At 68.0% G+C, this 18,202-nt stretch carries 13 protein-coding genes; 2 read left to right on the top strand and 11 right to left on the bottom strand.

Translation table 11 applies throughout. The features are described 5' to 3' along the window. Nucleotides 1-33: 33 nt before the first annotated feature. Entirely contained in the window at nucleotides 34-324 is a 291-nt protein-coding gene (locus SK095_RS02890) for a phenol hydroxylase subunit (protein ID WP_320547781.1), read from the bottom strand. A gap of 11 nt (nucleotides 325-335) precedes the next feature. Further along, on the bottom strand, nucleotides 336-1,265 hold the full coding sequence (locus SK095_RS02895) for a catechol 2,3-dioxygenase (protein WP_320547782.1): 930 nt from the start codon (nucleotides 1,263-1,265) through the stop codon (nucleotides 336-338). Nucleotides 1,266-1,875: 610 nt separating this feature from the next. Between SK095_RS02895 and SK095_RS02900 the strand changes: the two genes are divergently transcribed. Continuing rightward, complete coding sequence (locus SK095_RS02900; RefSeq protein ID WP_136488416.1) at nucleotides 1,876-2,286, top strand: PaaI family thioesterase; 411 nt, start codon at nucleotides 1,876-1,878, stop codon at nucleotides 2,284-2,286. A gap of 45 nt (nucleotides 2,287-2,331) precedes the next feature. Here the strand turns inward: SK095_RS02900 and SK095_RS02905 are convergent, their stop codons facing one another. The 6 genes from SK095_RS02905 to SK095_RS02930 all read right to left on the bottom strand — a co-directional run bounded on the left by SK095_RS02905 (nucleotide 2,332) and on the right by SK095_RS02930 (nucleotide 12,536). Next, the gene (locus SK095_RS02905) at nucleotides 2,332-4,032 is read right to left on the bottom strand and encodes a sigma 54-interacting transcriptional regulator (RefSeq protein WP_320547783.1); all 1,701 of its coding nucleotides are present in this window, start codon (nucleotides 4,030-4,032) and stop codon (nucleotides 2,332-2,334) included. 190 nt (nucleotides 4,033-4,222) lie between these two features. Then, nucleotides 4,223-6,622 (bottom strand): efflux RND transporter permease subunit, encoded by a 2,400-nt coding sequence (locus tag SK095_RS02910; protein WP_136488418.1) that lies wholly within the window; start codon nucleotides 6,620-6,622, stop codon nucleotides 4,223-4,225. Then, nucleotides 6,622-7,767, bottom strand: a complete 1,146-nt coding sequence (locus tag SK095_RS02915; protein ID WP_320547784.1) for a WD40/YVTN/BNR-like repeat-containing protein — start codon at nucleotides 7,765-7,767, stop codon at nucleotides 6,622-6,624. Before SK095_RS02915 ends, SK095_RS02910 begins: the two co-directional genes overlap by 1 nt. Before the next feature lie 137 nt (nucleotides 7,768-7,904). Next, nucleotides 7,905-9,260, bottom strand: a complete 1,356-nt coding sequence (locus SK095_RS02920; protein WP_320547785.1) for a DUF1329 domain-containing protein — start codon at nucleotides 9,258-9,260, stop codon at nucleotides 7,905-7,907. 31 nt (nucleotides 9,261-9,291) lie between these two features. Then, nucleotides 9,292-10,953, bottom strand: a complete 1,662-nt coding sequence (locus tag SK095_RS02925; protein WP_320547786.1) for a DUF1302 domain-containing protein — start codon at nucleotides 10,951-10,953, stop codon at nucleotides 9,292-9,294. 230 nt (nucleotides 10,954-11,183) lie between these two features. Then, complete coding sequence (locus SK095_RS02930) at nucleotides 11,184-12,536, bottom strand: DUF1329 domain-containing protein (protein WP_136488422.1); 1,353 nt, start codon at nucleotides 12,534-12,536, stop codon at nucleotides 11,184-11,186. Between the two features lie 471 nt (nucleotides 12,537-13,007). Here SK095_RS02930 and SK095_RS02935 point away from each other — a divergent pair, with 471 nt between their 5' ends. After that, on the top strand, nucleotides 13,008-13,922 hold the full coding sequence (locus SK095_RS02935) for a LysR substrate-binding domain-containing protein (RefSeq protein ID WP_320547787.1): 915 nt from the start codon (nucleotides 13,008-13,010) through the stop codon (nucleotides 13,920-13,922). 6 nt (nucleotides 13,923-13,928) lie between these two features. Here the strand turns inward: SK095_RS02935 and SK095_RS02940 are convergent, their stop codons facing one another. From SK095_RS02940 to arsS, 3 genes are read right to left on the bottom strand one after another with little or no spacing between them, the layout of a single operon-like run. Then, nucleotides 13,929-15,005 carry an FAD-dependent oxidoreductase gene (locus SK095_RS02940; protein ID WP_320547788.1) on the bottom strand — a complete coding sequence of 359 codons (1,077 nt, stop codon included), beginning with the start codon at nucleotides 15,003-15,005 and terminating at the stop codon, nucleotides 13,929-13,931. Further along, nucleotides 15,002-17,152, bottom strand: coding sequence for an FAD-dependent oxidoreductase (locus SK095_RS02945; RefSeq protein ID WP_320547789.1), 2,151 nt, complete (start codon nucleotides 17,150-17,152; stop codon nucleotides 15,002-15,004). Before SK095_RS02945 ends, SK095_RS02940 begins: the two co-directional genes overlap by 4 nt. A 3-nt stretch (nucleotides 17,153-17,155) precedes the next feature. Continuing rightward, nucleotides 17,156-18,118, bottom strand: coding sequence for an arsenosugar biosynthesis radical SAM (seleno)protein ArsS (arsS, locus tag SK095_RS02950; RefSeq protein WP_320547790.1), 963 nt, complete (start codon nucleotides 18,116-18,118; stop codon nucleotides 17,156-17,158). Between the last annotated feature and the right edge of the window lie 84 nt (nucleotides 18,119-18,202).

Genomic DNA, 18,202 nt, shown 5'->3' on the forward strand with positions numbered 1-18,202 from the left:
TACGCAGCGCCGTTTTGTTGTTCTTGTTGCTGTTCAGGCTTTGAAGCGGGTCTGGGTAGCGTCGGCGAGGCTCCAGTCCCAGTCACTCGGCTCTTCCGTCCCAGTGCCCTCCTCCCGCGGTGGCAGCATTTCCACCTGGTTGGCCGCGCAGAACTCGGCGAAGGCCTCGGGACTGAGGATCATTTCGACGATCAGGTCGGGCTCGCCGATGGCGAAGTCGAACTCGATGAAGCCGCCGGCTCGCTCGCCGGTGACCCGTACCCAGCGTTTGCGGGTATCGAGGTTGGCCGGCACCATTTCCACCAGTTGCTCGGGACGGGTCATGGCCGCTCTCCTCAGGTCACTACGGTGAGGAAGGTTTCGTGCAGCTTGCGCTGCGGGTAGTCGAGTCCCTGGCCGAAGTTGTCGAAGGTCCAGGTGATCGGCTCGTAGTCCGGGTACGGCTGGTAGCCGCCCATGAAGGTCTCGAAGCGGTTGCCCGAGGGGTCCCAGGCGTAGATGGTGCAGCCACGGGTGACGCCGTGGCGGGTCGGGCCGATGTCGACGTTGACCAGATTCATCGACATGATGTCGCCGGCGCGCAGCACCTGCTCCCAGCTCTCCATCAGGAACGAGCAGTGGTGCAGCTTGCCCGGCTCCGGGTATTCGGCGAAGGCGATGTCGTGGACCTTGTGCGAGCAGGACAGCCAGATCGCCGCGTTGCCCTGACCGTCGGGGGTGAGCACGCGCTCGACCAGGTAGAAGCCCAGCACCTCAGTGAAGATCTTCTGCACCTCGGCGATGTTCGGCCCGTACATCAGGGCGTGATCGAGGCGTACCGGGCCGATGCCATGCTCGCGCGCCTGGGTCCAGGGCGCCGGGTTGACCAGACCGGCGCCGTTGCCGACTGAGGTCATCTCGGCGTACAGCTCGATCAGGTGGCCGGAGGGCAGTTCAAAGCGCACGCGCTCGCCGGTTTCCAGCATCTCGCCGGCCGGGATGCGGGTGGTGGTCAGGCCGTAGGCCTTGAGGTCGGCGTCGAGTTGCTCGAGGGTGGCCTTGTCCAACACCTTGAAGCCGAAGAAGTCGATGCCGGCGCTGTCCGCCTCGCGGATCACATAGCTGTGGTGATCGCGCTCGTCCCAGCACTTGAAGTAGACGCGGCCCTGCGCATCGCGCCCGGTTTCCACCAGGCCCAGCACGTCGCGGTAGAAGAGGACGCTTTCTTCGAGGTTCAGTACACGGACCTGGGCATGGCCCGGCCGCAGCACACCTGTCATCGCCATTTGTTGTCTCCATTATTTAGCTTGATGCGGTTTGGTTGCCTGTCCGGTTGGTGATGCTGTCCGGGCAGACGGTCTTGCTATCGACGCCAGATACATTGCAGGGGCGATGCCAACTTTCCCAACTCATTGATTTACAAGGGTTTAACTGCAAATCCGGGTGACCGGAGCGAACGGCTGGCATGACGCTTTTGTCCTGCGGCCTGTTTCGCCTTACAAAAGCGTAAAGGTGCAGCGCAAAAAAATGCGGGTATCTGCAGGCAGTTGACGGGACGTGGAGCGCGCAAGGGAGCGGAGTGTGCGGAGAAGATGCGCTCCGGACGCTGGCAGGCCGGCAGTCGAGTCCGGAAAAGGCCGTCTACCGCGGGTTCCGGACGCCAGCGCCGAGCAGCGGCGGCATGTGCTGTACGTTTTGGTCACGCCAAACGGGGGTAAGCGCCTGATGTTTGTGTCCGGCGTGGCGGTAGGATTTGCGTAGGGTGCGCCGTGCGCACCGGGAAACCGGCGAGTTCCATGGTGCGCATGGCGCACCCTACACAGCGCCCGGTACGCTGGCCGCGCCTGCCGCCCTGTAGTAGCTTCGGTTGCCAACCATTTCCCAGGGAGGACAGTCATGGCCAGCAAAGAAGAAATCGCCGCGTTCATCGCCACCGAGTTCCCGCAGACCAAGTGCATGGTGGAGAAGGTCGGCGACGGCGGCGCCACGGTCTGGCACCCGGTCGGTCACGACGAGCTGCGCCCCGGCGGCACGGTTTCCGGGCCGGTGCTGATGAGCATCGCCGACGTCGCCCTGTACGTGGCGATCCTCGGCGAGATCGGCATGGTGCCGATGGCGGTGACCACCAACCTGACCGCCAACTTCCTGCGCAAGCCGTCGGGAGAGAAGAACATCGTCGGCGTCTGCAAGTTGATCAAGGTCGGCAAGACGCTGGTGGTCGGCGAGGTCTCGCTGTACTCGGAAGGCTCGGAGGATGCGGTGGCGCACGTGGTCGGCACCTACTCGATCCCGCCGCGCCGGGAGTGATGGACTGGCGCCTTTCCGAGGCCGGAAAGGCGCGCCGAATCCCTGTCAGCTGCTGGCTTCCTGCGCGCACGCCCCCGCCTCGCCGCCCGCCTGCTTCAGTCGATAGGCCAGCTGCCGGCGGGTGATGCCGAGCAGGCGCGCGGCGTGGGTGAGGTTGCCGCTGGCGCGGCGCACGGCCAGCTCCAGCAGGCGGTTCTCGTGGGCCTGCAGGTCGAAGTCGTCGTCGAGCAGGGTCTCGTAGAGCTGCTCGCGCCTCGCCTCCCTGACGTTGCCCACCTGACCCTGGCGATCGACGGGGGCGCCGGGCGGTGTCGCCGGCGTGCTGCCGGCGAACAGGTGCTCCAGCTCGATCTGCCCGCCCGAGGGCGCCAGCAGCACGGCGCGTTCGATGAGGTTCTCCAGCTCGCGCACGTTGCCCGGCCAGTCGTAGGCCATCAGCGCCTGCAGGGCGCGGTCGGTGGGGCCCTTGAGGTGCTTGTGGTAGACCGGGGCGTACTTCTCCAGCAGCGCGGTGACCAGGATCGGGATGTCCGCCTTGCGCTCGCGCAGCGGCGGGATCGCCACCGGGTAGGTGGCCAGCCGGTAGTAGAGGTCGGCGCGGAAGCGCCCCTCGGCGATGGCCCGCTGCAGGTTGACGTTGGTGGCTGCCACCAGGCGCACGTTGACCTTGCGGCTCTTGTCGTCGCCCAGGCGCTCCACCTCGCCGGTCTGCAGCACGCGCAGCAGCTTGACCTGCGCCGAGGGCGACAGGTCGCCCAGCTCGTCGAGGAACAGGGTGCCGCCGTCGGCGCGCTCGAAGCGGCCGGGGCGCGACTGCTGGGCGCCGGTGAAGGCGCCCTTCTGCACGCCGAACAGCTCGGACTCGATCAGGTCGTTGGGGATCGCCGCGCAGTTGACCGCCACGAACGGCTGGGCGGCGCGGTCGCTGTTCTCGTGCAGCCACTGGGCGAAGACTTCCTTGCCGACGCCGGTCTCGCCGAGCAGCAGCACGGTGATCGGGCTGCGCGCCGCCTTGCTGAGCAGGTCGAAGGCGGTGCGGAAGGCCGGCGAGCTGCCGACCAGGCGCCCGGGCGGCAGCTGCTCGCGCTGGCGGCCGCGCAACTGCCAGAGTTCCTGCTGCAGGTCCTGGAACGAGGTGTCGGCCTCGGTCGGCCGGCAGTATTCGAGGTAGGGATCGTCGCCCCAGGCTTCCGCCGGCTTGCCGACCATCACGCAGTGGTGGTCGCCGCGGCAGGTGCACTGGGTTTCCTTGAACACGATGAAGCGTTTGAAGAAGCGGCTGGTGTAGCCGGAGGCATAGCCGGACATGCTCCAGCAGGCGACCTCGTCGCCGGTGCCGAACTGCTGCAGGTGGGACTCGGCTTCCCAGGAGTTGGTGCACTCCACCTCGCCGAAGAAGCTGCCCTGCTCCCAGTCGATCTGCGCCTCGGTGACGGTGGACTTGACCAGGCCCTCGAAGGCGTGCAGCACCGGGCCGATCTGGAACACGTCGAAGTTGTCGCCCGCGCCGAGCAGCTTGGAGGCCAGGTCGGCATCCTGCTGGCCGGCCGCGAAGCCGATGCGGAACAGCAGGCCGCGGGCCCGCTTGGCGCCGAGCGAGTCGAACAGCTCGCGGCGCAGCGCGCCGAGGGCCTTGGCGTGGAGCAGGAGCATGCGGCTCTCGTCCAGCCAGATCTGGCCGTTGTGGATGTCGAAGCGCAGTCTCGAACGCAGATTGAAGCGCTCGATCAGGCGTTGTCCTCCCATGAATCCTCTCCCCCTGGCCGGCTCGCGGGCGGGCAGGTACTGCGGGGTGGCAACCCCTCCTGCCCGGCTCTTGGCCGGCTTTGTCGTGATGGTCCCGTGTGGAAGCGGGACAGGCGGCCGACAACTTAAGTCATCGGCCGCCCGGATGCCACTAGCGCTTGGTCAGACCAGGGCCGCCCCTACAACGGGATCAGGCTGCAGCAGCCTGCTTTGGACGCAGCAGGAAGTGCGCCAGCGCCGGCAGCAGGATCAGCGCACCGAGCATGTTCCACACGAACATGAAGGCCAGCAGGATGCCCATGTCGGCCTGGAACTTGATCGGCGACCAGGCCCAGGTGGCCACCGCGATGCCCAGGGTGATGCCGGTCAGCACCACCACCTTGCCGGTGAAGATCAGCGCCTTGTAGTAGGCCTCGGACAGGCTCATGCCCTCCTTCAGCCGCGCCAGGGTCACGGTCATCACGTACAGCGCGTAGTCGACGCCGATGCCGACGCCGAGGGCGATCACCGGCAGGGTGGCCACCTTGACGCCGATGTTCAGCCAGACCATCAGCGCCTCGCAGAGCACCGAGGTGATCATCAGCGGCACCACCGCGCAGACCACCGCGCGCCAGGAGCGGAAGGTGACGAAGGCCAGCACGATCACCGCGGCGTAGACGAGGAACAGCATCTGCACGTTGGCCTTCTTCACCACAATGTTGGTGGCGGCCTCGATGCCGGCGTTGCCGGCGGCGTTGAGGATGCGGATCTCCTCGCTGCCGTACTGCGCGGCGAAGGCTTCCACGGTGCTGACCACGCTGGTCAGGGTGTCGGCCTTGTGGTCCTTGAGGTAGGCGTAGACGGTCAGCAGGTCGCAGTTCTGGTTGAACATCTCGCGCGGGGCGCGGGTGATGATGGCGTTGAGCATGTCCTGCGAGCGCGGCATCTCGAACCACTTGAGGCTGCCCTCGTTCATCCCGGCATTGGCCACCTTGGCCAGGCCGGCCAGCGAGCTGGTCGCCTCGACGCCCGGCAGCTGCTGCAGCTCGCGCTCCAGGGCGTCCACCGTGCGCAGGGTGCTGTAGTGGGCGCAGGCGTACTGCGGCGTCTTCACCATGACGATGAACACGTCGCTGCTCGCCGCGTAGTTGGCGACCATGAAGGCGTTGTCCTGGTTGTAGCGCGAGTCGGCGCGCAGCTCCGGGGCGCCCGGGTCGGTGTCGCCGATCTTCAGCTGGAAGCTGACCATCAGGCCGAACACGCCCATCGCCAGGCCCAGCGCCACCGCCAGCCCCGCCCACGGGGTGCGGGTGAACAGGTCGAGGAAGGCCCAGAACGGGTGCTTCCTGTGCTCGGTGTCGTTGGCTTCCTGAAGCTCGGCCCGCAGGCTGCGCTGGGCGGCGACCGGGCTGACGCCGGTGTACGACAGCAGGATCGGCAGCAGCACCAGGTTGGTGAAGATCAGCACGGCCACGCCGATGCTGGCGGTGACGGCCAGGTCCTGGATCACCTGGATGTCGATCACCATCAGCACGGCGAAGCCCACGGCGTCGGCCAGCAGTGCGGTCATGCCGGCGAGGAACAGGCGGCGGAAGGTGTAGCGCGCCGCCACCAGCTTGTGGGTGCCGCGGCCGACGTCCTGCATGATGCCGTTCATCTTCTGCGCGCCGTGGCTCATGCCGATGGCGAACACCAGGAAGGGCACCAGCACCGAGTACGGGTCCAGCTCGTAGCCGAGGGTCGGCAGCAGGCCGAGCAGCCAGACCACCGCGATCATCGAGCAGGCCACCACCAGCAGGGTGCTGCGCAGGCAGCGGGTGTACCAGTAGAGCACCGCGGTGCAGATGACGATGGCGGCGGCGAAGAACAGCATCACCTGGCGCAGGCCGTCGATCAGGTCGCCCACCACCTTGGCGAAGCCGGTGACGTGGATGGCGATCTTGTCCGACTGGTACTTGCCGCGGATCTCTTCGATGCGCTGCGACAGCGCGTGGTAGTCGATGCGCTCGCCGGTCTCGGCGATGCGCTCCTGCAACGGCACCAGCACGATGCTCGACCGGTAGTTGCCCGCCACCAGCTGGCCGATCTCGCCGGAGCGTTCGACGTTGATGCGCACCTGCTCGAGGCTTTCCGGCGAGCCGTCGTAGTCGTCGGGGATCACCGGGCCGCCGTCGAGGCCGTCCTCGGTCACCCCGGTCCAGCGTACCGCTGGCGCCCACAGCGACTTCATGTACGGGCGGTCGACGCCGGGCAGCAGGAACACCTCGTCGTTGATCTTGCGCACGGTGTCGAGGTACTCGGCATCGAAGATGCTGCCCTCCTTGGCTTCCACCGCGATGCGCAGGGTGTTGCCCATACCGGCCAGCTGCTTGCGGTTCTCCAGGAAGTTGGCGATGTACGGATGGCCGGTGGGGATCATCTTCTCGAACGCCGCGTTGAGCGACAGGCCGAGCGCCTGGTAGCCCAGCACCAGGGTGGTGAGCAGGCAGACGACCACGATCGCCAGGCGGTTGTTGAACAGCAGCCGCTCGGCGAGGATTCCGGAGCGCTGATCGAACTCCTTGAGATCGCTGATCACCGCTTCGGCGGGGAGGGACTGGACGTGGCTCATCATTTGACTCCCGAAACATTGATCCCGGAAACACGTTCTCCGGAAGCCAGGGCATCCGGCTCGACGCGGGACAGCCCGCGCGCGCTGGACAGGATCAGCGCGCCGTCGGCGGCTTCGGCGATGCCGGTCAGGCCGGTGCCCGGCTGCACCGCCAGGGCAACGAAGCTGCGTGCGCCGTCGGTGCTGCGCAACAGGCGGCCGCTCTCGTCGGCAAGCAGCACGGAGCCATCCTGCAGGCGCCGCCCGGCGCTCACCGTGACCGGCTGGCCGAGCCTGACCTGCTGCCAGCTGGCGCCGCCATCCTCGCTGCGCCAGGCGTTGCCGCGCAGGCCGAAGGCCAGCAGCGCATCGCCGCCGAGTTCGAGCGCGCCGAAGAAGGTGCCGCTGTAGGGGGTACGGATCTCGGCGAAGCTGGCGCCGCCGTCGACGGAGCGCAGCAGCGCACCCTGCTCGCCGGCGATCAGCAGCGAACTACCGTCGATCTGGATCTGATAGAGGTGCTTGCCGCGCGGGTTGGGGATCTGCCCGACCAGCGACTGCCAGCTCTTGCCGCCGTCGACGGTCTGCAGGGCGATGCCGTAGGCGCCGACCACGTAGCCGCGCAGCTCGTCGCGGAAACGCACGCCGAGGAACGGCTTGTCCGGGCCGTCGGCGACCAGGTATTCGGCGCTGCGCAGCGCCGCGGCAGCGCCCTCCTCGCCGGCGTCGGCGCGGCGCTTGGCGTCGTCGCGAATGGTCAAGGCAGCCTGATTGCCGTCGAGCTGGCGCTGCCAGGTCTCGCCGCCATCGGCACTGGCAAGCACCACACCGCTATGGCCCACTGCCCAGCCGTGAGTGGCGGAGACGAAGTGCACGTCGGTGAGCGCCACGCTCACCGGCACGCTCGTGGACTGGCGCCAGGAGCGCCCGGCATCGTCGGAGAGCAGCACGGTGCCGCGCTCGCCCACCGCCACCAGCCGGTTGCCGGCGCGGGTCACGGCCAGTTGCAGGCTGTGCAGGGCGCGGGCGCTTTCCCGCGCAGGGAGATCGAGCAGGTCAGGGACAGTAGCCGGGCCTGCGGCCTGGGCAACCGCCGACAGACAGGTCAGGGAGAGCATGGCGACGGCCAGGGCCGAGCGCCGGCGGAGCGGATTTAGGGCGTGCATGGTGCGTACTCGAATCCGACTCCCCGCCTCCGCTGCGCCGCCAAACGGGGCGCCTGCGGGGCGGGAAAGTCATGAGAGGGAACTCCAGCACCCTGCTAGGGGCAAAGGTGCCGGGACTACAGCCGGGGCTTGACGGTTCAGCGCACGCCGTCGGCGGCTACCGCATCACCCGTGTAGTACATCTCCGGCTTGCGCTCGACGACCCGGTAGGTGGCCTCGTTGAGCGACTGGGAGGTGCTCATGGTGTTGGCCTGCAGGTTGAAGATGTGCGCGGGCTTGAGGCCCAGCATCGGCGTGGACGGCAGCACGAACGGGGTGATCTGGGTGGTGCGCCACAGCTTGCCTTCGCTGTCGTAGCCATCCATCAACAGGATCATCCAGGAGTCCTCGTCGAAGTAGTAGCGGCGCTTGGGCACCGCGTGGCGCTTGCCGCCGGCCACTGTCGCCTCAACCTCCCAGACGCGGTGCAGTTCCCAGCGCACCTGGTCCGGATTGAGGTGGTGCTTGCCGTAGGCCTCATCCAGCGACGCGGTGACCACTCCGTTGGCGTTATAGGGCACATACATCTCGCGCTTGCCGACCAGCTTCCAGTCGAAGCGATCGATATGCCCCATCAGCCCCATCACTTCGTCGAAGTAGTTGGCGCCCGAGGCGACGAAGTCCGGGGTGTCGTAGGCCACGGTCGGTGCGCGGCGCACACGACGCTGACCGACCAGATACTGCCAGGCCTGACGCGCCTGCTTGACGTCGATGCTGTCACGGAACACCAGGGATTCGCCGGCCTTGAACGGCGGTGCGATGGTGGTGAAACGCATCAGGAAGTACACGCCGCTCCATTTGTCCGCGCTACCGTCCTTGTAGTAGTAGGGGTACTGGTTGGCCTGATCGTTCATGGTCGCCAGGGTGCGCGTGCCATCGGCGGTGAGCACGATATTCTTGAAGCTGGTGATATCGGTCGCCTCGTTCTCGACCCGTAGCAGGTGGTTCCAGATCACCTCGATGCCCGCCTTGGGAATCGGGAACGGAACGCCGCCGTAGCACCCCTGCAGCGACAGACCTTGGTTGGTGGTCTGGCAGCTCGTGGCATTTTTCACCGAGTTGTCGTACACGTACTGCGGCGCCACGCCAGTGCGATGGGTCGGGTAGACGTCGACACGGAAGCTGTCGGGGTACTTCTTCAGCAGCGCCTGGGTACCCTCGGAGAGGCGCTCGGCATACTGCCCCAGGTTCTGCGCGGTGATTTGCGCCAGCGGCTTCTCATCGGCAAACACCTTGCGCGGAATGTCGCCCACCTTCTCGCCTGAAGTCGGCACGCTCAGGGTTGGCGTCCAGGCCGGAATGCTGCCATCGGCATTGCCGGCCATTTCACCGCCCAACGGGTTGAGCGTCTTGCCCAGTGCGGCGGCTTCCTCGGGACTCACCGCGGCCTGCACACTTGATGCGCCAAGCAGGATTGCAGCCAGGGCTGCGCATAGAGCTGTTTTCTTGTGCATTGTAATGATCCTCTAACCAGTGGAGCCTGACTCAGAACGTGCGCTGAACCGAGAACGAGATGAAGTCGCGGTCGCCGTGGAAGTTGTCGTAGGAGAGCTCAGGTACTGCGGTGTCGTACTTGATGATCGAGCCATCCGAACCGAAGTAATGGGTGTAGCCCACACTGGCCTGCCAGGTCTTCAGGTAGTCGGCCTTGAGACCGATGCTGACGTTGCCGCCATTCTCGGAGGGGAACAGCACGCCGTTGACCGAGGAGCGGCCGAACAGGCCGTAGCCCACACCGATCGGCACCTGCAGGTCGAGGCCGGGCGTCACCTGAAAGTATTCGGGGGTGAAGACGAACTGCAGCGCACCGGCATCGCGGGTGGCCAGCGGATCGAGCTGATCCCTGTTGTCGGTGACGCTCAGGCGACGGTTGAAGGCGAACTCGCCGATAAACGAGGCGCCATCCCAGAACGGCGTGGCGGCCAGCACGCTGATCGCCGACAGGTTCAGGTGCATGGTGCGGCCTTTGGGAAAGGCGGCATCGTCGCCACCATCAATGACGCCGTAAGCGCCGGGCGCAATCACCGTATTGCCACTGGCCACCAGGGGCATGTCATCGCGGAACGACAGCTCGGCGGCGACGTTGGTTTCGCCAATCATCGTACTGACGCTGAAGCCCACCGTGCGAATGTCCTCGGCATACACCTGCTCATAAAGGCCAACATCCGGGTAGACATAAAACTGCGGCATCTTGTCGTGGAACTGCGCGGCATAGATACCGAACTCGTAGTCACCGGCGGCGATCTTCACCTGTACGCCGCCCTGGCCGGAGTCCGAAGGCTCGATATCACCGGCGCGGAACACCGAGAACCCCGGCCCGAGAATCATCGACTCGCCACCCTCATCGACGAAGTCGGCAAAGCTGAAGTAACTACCCGCACCGGGCAGACGGCTCTTGCGCCATTCCAGCTGGTAGTAGGCGCCGACCGAGACGTTGGAGTTGATCTGCAACTGCCCGGAAAGCTGACCGATGGGACGCAGGATTTCCTTGAACTGCGAGTTGGGCACCGACAGCGCCTTGATCAGATCCAGCGAACTCTGCGCTCCGGCGATAGCGTTATTACCGAAGAACAGGCTCTCACCGTACAACTGGGTGAAGCGACCCGCCCTGAGGTTCAGGTCCATGTCGCCCGGTGTGAATCGGCCATAGACGAAGGCATCCAGCAGCTCGGCCTTGCGCCCGTGGAGCTTCTCGGTGTCACGGGTGAACTCGTCATGATCGACGCTGCGCGAATTGACCAACGCGCCGCCCAGCGCCCCGGGGTTGTCGTTGGACTTGTTGTAGACATCGTCGTACCAGGCCGCACCGCTCAGGCGCAGTCCGTAGTCGCGCTTGTAGCGCAGGTCGAACTCGGACAGCAGGTCGAGGCGATTGGAGATCAGCCCCTTGTCGAAGTTGAGGTCGCCATCGTTGGTGTTGGCCTGCGGACCGATGGAGTTGTCGGCGACGCTGGAATCGACATCACGCACACGCCAGGCGGCGCTGTATTTGACGGTGTTGTCCCACGACATCCGCACATCGGGATTGCCGCTGTCGATCTGGAAGGCGAAGGCCGGGGCCCCGGCGGAGAGACCGGCGACGGCGCCGGCAACTGCAAAGAACAGCTTCTTCAGGTGAAACTTCGGCAGACTGGCGCTGTTGCCCATGTCTTGATCCTCGAAATCTTCTTGTTGTTGTGAATTTCGTTTTCGGGTGTCGCGAGCCCTGAAATCCCTTGGCGCTCACCCCGCTGCCAGCGGAGACAGTTCACAAGCTATTGCCGGCGAGACTTACCGTCCAATACCGATGAAAGCCCATGCCGATACCGGAAAGGTATCGGCATGGGCACGGCATCGCACCGCCCGCGGAGGGCGCACCAGGCAGCCATGCGTGCGGTTCAGCGCACGCCGTCACCGGCCACCGCGGCGCCGGTGAAGTAGCTCTCCGGCTTGGGCGGCACCACCCGGAAGTCCTCGCCGTTGAGCATCTGCACCACGCTCATGGTGCTGGCATCGAGGTTGAACACCACCGCTGTGCGCAGCAGGGTGGCCGGTATGGCCGGCACCACGTAGGGGATCGCCTGGGTGGTGCGCCACAGGCGCCCGTCCCTGTCGTAGCCGTCGACCAGGGCGATCGCCCAGCTGTCCTCGTCGACGAAGTAGCGGCGCCTGGGCACCGCATGGCGGCGGCCCTGCGCCAGGGTGGCCTCCACTTCCCAGACACGGTGCTTCTCCCAGCGCAGGTGCTCGGGATTGAGGTGGTGCCTGTCGAGCGCCGCGTCGGCGCTGGCGGCCAGCAGGCCGTTGGCGTTGTAGGGGATGAGCATTTCCCGCTTGCCGACCAGCTTCCAGTCGTAGCGGTCCAGCGCGCCGAAGAAGCCCTGCACCTCGTCGAAGTAGTTGGCGCCGGAGGAGACGAAGTCCGGGGTGTCGTAGGAAACCGTCGGCGCACGGCGCACCCGGCGCTGGCCGACCAGGTATTGCCAGGCCTGGCGCGGGTACTTGCCATTGATGCTGTCGCGGGCGACCAGCGCCTCGCCGGTCTTGAACGGTGGCTCGACGGTCAGGTAGCGGAACATGGCGTATTCGCCCGACCAGTCCTCGGGTCGGGCGTCCTGGTAGTACGGCGGATACTGGAAGGCGATCTCGTTGCGCGTGGCCAGGGTATGGCTGCCGTCGGAACTGCCGACGATGTTGCGGAAGCGATACTCGATCGACGGCGCCTCGACGCGCAGCAGATGGTTCCACATCACCTCGACGCCCTGCCTGGGGATCGGGAAGGGAATCCCGCCGATGCAGCCCTTGATGGTGTCCCAGCCGTCGCGGATGCTGCAGCGCTCGGCGTTCCTGGCGACGTTGGCGTAGACCGCCGGCGGCGCCGCGGCGGTGCGATGGCTCGGGTAGACGTCAAGATGGAAGCTGTCCGGGTACTTGCGCAGCAGTTCGCGGGTGCCGTCGGAGAGCAGCGCATCATAGGCGGCCATGTTGGCGGCATCGACCCGGTACAGCGGTTGCTCGCCGGGGAACAGTTCGACGGGGATGTCGCCGAGCATCGGCCCGGGCGGCGCCTGGGTCAGACCGCCCTGCCAGGCGGGAATGCTGCCGTCGGCGTTGCCGGCCCGCTCGCCGCCCAGCGGAGTCAGGGTGCCGGCCAGACGGGCGGCCTCCTCCGCGCTCACCGCGGCCTGCAGCGCCGGCGCGCCCAGCACGGCAGCGACCAGGGCGATTCCCAGTGTGGTTTTCCGGTACATCGAAACATCCTCGAATCGGGGATTCGCCAGCGGGAACGGCGCACCGGGCAGCGAAGCGAACTTCGCCAGGCAATTGAGCGCAATTGCGCAAGTTCGCGCGGACAATTCGCCAGGCAATATCTCGACATGCCGCAGCGCAATTAAGCGGGGCCGCGATTGATTGGCCGGAATATCGAACAATCGAGACTGGCGGAAACTATCCGCATGCACGAAACATCAGGTGCGGGTAATCATCCGCCTGCGCAGAACTTCCCAGCGCTGCCTGCCGGCGGCGCCCACCAGCGATATCGTCGTTGTTATTGTAAATTCCGTTTCCTTGTGTATTTTTATTGCCGCGCCTGACCGCAACTTGCCGGGCAGGCGCGCAGGAAATCTATTGGCCGGCTGTCCCGGCGTCCAATACCATAAAAAACCGCCGCCGCTACCGTCAGGGTATCGAGTGGCCGCCCCGCTCCGACACAGGCTGCCTGCATGGATCTCCGCCATCTCCGCTACTTCATCGCCGTCGCCGAGGAACAGAACATCGGCCGCGCCGCGGCGCGCCTGCACATCTCGCAGCCGCCGCTGACCCGGCAGATCCAGCAGCTGGAGGAGGAGCTGGGGGTACTGCTGTTCACCCGCACGCCGCGCGGCATGGAACTGACCGGCGCCGGCGAGATGCTGCTCGAGGAAGCGCGCAACATCCGCGCGCTGGTCGAACAGGCTACCGAGCGCACCCAGCGCGCCGGCCAGGGCAAGCTGGGCCGGCTGGACATCGGCATCTTCGGCTCGGCGATCCTCGACACCATTCCCAAGCTGCTGACCGCGTTCCGCACCGCCTACCCGGAAGTCCGGGTGGTCCTGCACACCATGAACAAGCAGGAGCAGATCGAGGCGCTGCGCCAGCGGCGCATCGGCGTGGGCTTCAACCGCATCATCACCCCGCTGGCCGACATCGCCTCCGAGCTGGTCACCCAGGAGTCACTGCTGCTGGCCGTGCACGAGCGCCATCCCCTCGCCCGCCTCGCGGTGGTGCCCTTCACCGCGCTGGCCGAGCATCCGCTGGTGCTGTTCCCCTCCGGCAGCCGGCCGAGCTTCGTCGACCGGGTGATCGGCCTGTGCCAGCAGGCCGGCTTCGTCCCCCAGGTGGCCCAGGAGGTGGGCGATGCGGTCACCGCGGTGGCGCTGGTTTCCAGCGGCTTCGGCGTCTCCCTGGTCTCGGCCTCCACCGCGGCGCTGACCCTGCCGGGCGTGGTGTACCGGCCGCTCGCCGGCCTGCCCGCGGACGCGCGGGTCGACCTCAGCTGCATCTTCCGCAGCGACGACCACTCGCCGATCCTCGCCGCCTTCCTCGAGGTGGTCCGCGAGTTCCGCAGCCGCCACTACCCCGACAGCCCCGCCGCCTGAAGCGGCTCACCGGCCCTGGTGCCGGCGCACGAAGCGCCGGTCCAGCCAGTCCTTCCACAGCCCGCACCAGCGACCCTCGGTGGTGAAGCCGGCCCAGCTCAGCAGCGCGCCGCCGCGGCCGTCGGCCAGCAGCGCCAGGCTGTGGCGCTGCTGCCGGTAGTCCTGCAGCGGTTTTCCCGTCAGCGCGCACGCCAGGTTGCCGGCCAGCAGCGGCCCCTGGCGCACCGCGTGCACGCCGTTGCGCGGCGTACCGGCCAGGCTGGCGCAGTCGCCGCTGGCGAACACCTGCGGATGGGACAGGCTCTGCAGGGTGGACGCGATGGCGACGAAGCCGTGCAGGTCGCTGGCCAGCCCGGAGCTGCGCAGCCAAGGCAACGGACTGGCGCCCGAGGCGAGGAGCAGCCGCGGCCCGTGCCAGACCGGCCGGCCGCGACTGAGCAGCGCCGCACCGCGAACCTGCTCGATCGGGCAGCGCTCGCGGACCTGCACCCCGGCCGCCTGCAGGTGCTGCAGCGCCCGCAGGCGCAGCGAAGGCGGATGGCCGGCGAGCAGTTCGGCGGCGCTGAACAGCGCCAGTCCCGGCAGCTGGCGGGCCATGGCCAGGGCCAGCTCGACGCCCGCCGCGCCGCCGCCGAGGATCGCCAGACGCTCCGGCGCGCGCTGCCAGTCCTGCCAGCGCGCCAGGAAGGCCGGGAACGGCTTGACCGCCAGCAGCTCCATACCCGCGTCCTCGTGCGCCGGCGCCCGCGGCGGCGCGCCGGTGTCGAGCGACAGCCAGCGCCCCTGCAGGCGCTCCCCGCCCTCCAGGCGCAGGCTGCGGCTGTCCGCCTCCAGGGCGGTCACCGCCGCCTGACGCCACTCGATGCCCGCTGCCCGGCACAGCGGCGCCAGCGGTATGCAGCACTGTTCGCTCCGGTAACGCCCGGCGAGCAGTCCCGGCAGCATGCCGGAGTACCAGGCGGCGTCCTCGGGGCAGACCAGCTCGATGCGCCCGCGCGGGCGCCGGCCCGCCGCCCACAGGCGCAGCACGCCGAGATGGGCGTGACCTGCGCCGACCAGCAGCAGGTCGCAGGCCGCGCTCACCGCCCGCCCCCGCGCCGCCAGCGATGGAAGTGCGCCAGGGCGCGCAGCACCAGCGGCGGCGCATGCGCCCGTCGCCATTCGCCGGCGACGTACTTGTTGGCCTCGGCCAGGGTCGGGTAACTGTGCACGGTGGCGAGGATCTTGTTCAGCCCCAGGTCGTGGCGCATGGCCAGCACGAACTCGGCCAGCAGTTCGCCGGCCTGCTCGCCGACGACGGTCGCGCCGAGGATGCGGTCGCTGCCCGGCACGGTGAGCACCTTGACGAAGCCTGCGGCGGCCTCCTCGACGATGGCGCGGTCCAGCTCGGCGAGGTCGTAGCGGGTCGACTCGCAGGCGATGCCCTGCTCGCGCGCTTCCCTCTCGGACAGGCCGACCTGCGCCACCTCCGGGTCGGTGAAGGTGACCCGGGGGATCACCCGGTAGTCGGCGGGAAAGCGCTTGAAATCGCCGAACAGGCCGTTGACTGCGGCATACCAGGCCTGATGGGCGGCGAAGTGGGTGAACTGGTAGGGCCCGGTGACGTCGCCCACGGCGAAGATGTTCGGGTAGCGGGTGGCGAGGAACTCGTCGGTCTCCAGCGTCCGGTTCGGGCGCAGCTCGAGGCCCAGCGCCTCCACCCCGTAGCCTTCGACACTGGCCACCCGGCCGAGGGCGACCAGCACCTGGTCGAAGCCGATGAGGGTTGCCGTCCCGCCGGCCAGCTCGCGGGCGACCAGTTGGCGCTGGCCGTCCAGGCATTCGAAGCGCTCGGCGCGGTGCTGCAGGTGCAGCTCGACGCCTTCGGCGCGCAGGCTCGCCGTCACCGCGGCGCTGGCCTCGACATCCTCGCGGCCCAGCAGGCGTTCGCCCTGCTCCACCAGGATCACCTGGCAGCCGAGGCGCTGGAAGGCCTGGCTGAGTTCGCAGCCGATCGGCCCGCCGCCGAGCACCAGCAGCCGCCCCGGCCGCTGGCGCAGTTTCCAGATGCTGTCGGAAGTGTACGGCTGCATGTCGGCCAGGCCGGGAATCTCCGGGAGCAGCGGGTGGGCACCGGCGGCGATGACGATGGCGCGGGTGGTCAGGCTGCGTCCGTTGACCTCCACCGTCCACGGCGAGGTGATGCGCGCCTCGCCGTGGATCACCTGCACGCCCTGCTCGATGTAGCGCGCCGCCGAGTCATGCGGCGCAATCTGGCGGATGACCCGCTGCACCCGCTCCATGACTGCGGCGAAGTCCACCTCGCCGTGCGCCTGCACGAAGCCCAGCGCCTCGGCGCGGCGCAGCTCGCGGGCCAGGCGCGCCGAGCGGAGCAGCGCCTTGGACGGCACGCAGCCGGTGTTCAGGCAGTCGCCGCCCATGCGGTACTTCTCGACCAGGGTCACCTGCGCCTGCAGCGCCGCGGCCAGCCAGGCGCTGACCAGTCCGCCGGCGCCGGCGCCGATCACCACCAGGTTGCGCTCGAAGTGCCGCGGCCGCTGCCAGCCGGCGTAGACCTGGCGCGCCTTGAACCAGGCCAGCAGGCGGCGGGCCAGCAGCGGGAAGATGCCGAGCAGGACGAAGGCGCCGAGCAGCCCCGGCGAGAGGATGCCGGCCAGCGATTCCAGGCGGCCCAGTTCGCGCCCGGCATTCACGTAGACCAGGGTGCCCGGCAGCATGCCGAGCTGGCTGACCCACCAGAAGGTGCGCGCCGGCAGGCTGGTCAGGCCCATCGCCAGGTTGATCAGGAAGAACGGGAACAGCGGCACCAGGCGCAGGGCGAACAGGTAAAAGGCGCCTTCCCGGGCGACGCCCCGGTCGATGGCGGCCAGGCGCGCGGCGAAGCGCCCGCGCACCCAGTCGCGCAGCAGGTAGCGGCTGATCAGCATGGCCAGGGTGGCGCCGAGGGTGGCCGCCAGCGATACCAGCAGGGTGCCGCCGAGCAGACCGAACAGCGCGCCGCCGATCAGGGTCAGCAGGGTCGCGCCGGGCAGCGACAGCGCGGTCACCGCCACGTAGAGCAGCACGTAGAGGCCGGCGGCCAGCCAGGGCCGCGCCGCCACCGCGGCGTCCAGCCCGGCCTGGCGGGCCTTGAGGGTTTCCAGGCTGAGGTAGTGGCCCAGGTCGAACAGGAAAAATGCCGCGACCAGCACGCCGAGGAGGCCGAGCAGGAGCAGCCGCCAGCGGCCCATCGCCTAGCCCCTGAGCGCGCCGCCGCAGCTGGAGCCTTGTCCGGCAGTGCAGGCGAAGCAGTGGTCGCGGGTGACGATGGGGTTGCCGGCGAGGTCCGTGCGCAGCAGGTCGCGCAGGTGGGGGCGCTGGCGGCCGATCAGCTCGAGCGGCAGACCGAGCATCTGGTTGAAGTCGCAGTCGTACAGGTAGCCCTGCCAGTCGACGCTGACCAGCGAGCGGCACATCACCGCCGCGAGGTTCTCGGCGCGGTAGCTGTCGCGCAGCAGCTGCAGGTAGGCACTGAACTGGCCCTTGCTGACCAGCGTGCTGCCGAAGCGGGCGATGGGCTGGTTGGTGATGGTCAGCAGGTGGTCGAAGCGGATGCCGAAATCGGCGGCCAGGTGCGCCTTGTAGTCGGCTTCCAGCGCCGCCTGCGGCGGCGGCAGGCTCGGCCCCTGCGGGTTGTACACCAGGTTGAGCACCAGCCCGTCGCCGGCGCCGTAGCCGAGGGCGTTGAGCCGGCGCAGGCCGGCGATGCTGCGCTCGAACACGCCCTCGCCGCGCTGGCGGTCGACGTTGTCCCGCGCGTAGCACGGCAGCGAGGCGGTGATCTCCACGCCCTCGCCGGCGAGGAACTCGGCGAGATCCTCCTGCCCCGGCTCGCCGAGGATGGTCAGGTTGCAGCGGTCGATCACCCGCAGCCCGGCGCGCCGCGCATGGCCGACCAGCTGGCGGAAGCGCGGGTGCAGCTCCGGCGCGCCGCCGGTCAGGTCGAGGGTGTGCACCGGATGGGCGTCGATCACCGCGCGGAGGACCGCCAGGGTGGCGTCGTCCATGCTTTCGGTGCGGGTCGGCCCGGCGTTGACGTGGCAGTGCAGGCAGCGCTGGTTGCAGCGATAGGTCAGGTTGACCTGCAGGGCTTCCAGCCGGCCGCGCCGGATGGCCGGAAAGCCGAGGGCATCGAGCAGTGGCAGCATGTCGTGCATGGCGGCGGGTTCTCCTCGGCAGGCGGCCTCGGGTGCGCGGGCGGTCATAGTGAACTATAGGTTTCCTTCATCGACCTGCCGCGA

This window comes from Pseudomonas sp. AN-1, assembly GCF_034057115.1.
In the GTDB taxonomy this organism is placed as follows: domain Bacteria; phylum Pseudomonadota; class Gammaproteobacteria; order Pseudomonadales; family Pseudomonadaceae; genus Geopseudomonas.